Origin of the sequence: Larkinella sp. C7, assembly GCF_006149005.1 — a bacterium.
In the GTDB taxonomy this organism is placed as follows: domain Bacteria; phylum Bacteroidota; class Bacteroidia; order Cytophagales; family Spirosomataceae; genus Larkinella.
Window position 1 is genome coordinate 1 of the sequence record NZ_VBSL01000131.1, and the last position, 500, is coordinate 500.

Sequence of the window (500 nt, forward strand, 5' to 3'; positions counted from 1 at the left end):
GAAATAAGTTTTTGTTCAATACTTGATAGAATATGTTCTGATGCAGGTAAAAAATATGTCAAATTTCTTTTAATTCCAATAGAACCTTTTAATAATTGTATAGAAGAAGTCAAATATCTTACTTCCATATTTTTTGAGGCAACCATGAATAATTTACTATAATCAATATCCCCAAATATTTCATCTAATTCTGTATCTGAAAATTGACTACAACTATACACTAATCCATCCGGGAAAGATTTAACATTACAGATTATATATAATAACTTGTCAAAGTTTTTATAAATTGAAAATCCATATTGTTTTAGTGATTCATTATCAAACATCCTACATATTTCATAATACTCCCAAAGTTCTTTTCGAAAATCAAAATGGTAGCTTAGATAACTTTGCAAGTTATCACTTCTCCCATCTTGTACTGACTGTTCCACTTGGTTATTAGATATATTATTTTGAAGGACGTTTATGAATAAAAAGAAAATTTTAAATTCATCTGAAGT

The 500-nt window shown here is 26.2% G+C and carries 1 protein-coding gene; it reads right to left on the minus strand.

Annotated features, from left to right (window positions below):
- Window positions 1-431 (minus strand): hypothetical protein (locus tag FH871_RS32150; protein WP_212768361.1); only part of this gene is annotated, 431 nt, incomplete at its 3' end.
- Between the last annotated feature and the right edge of the window lie 69 nt (window positions 432-500).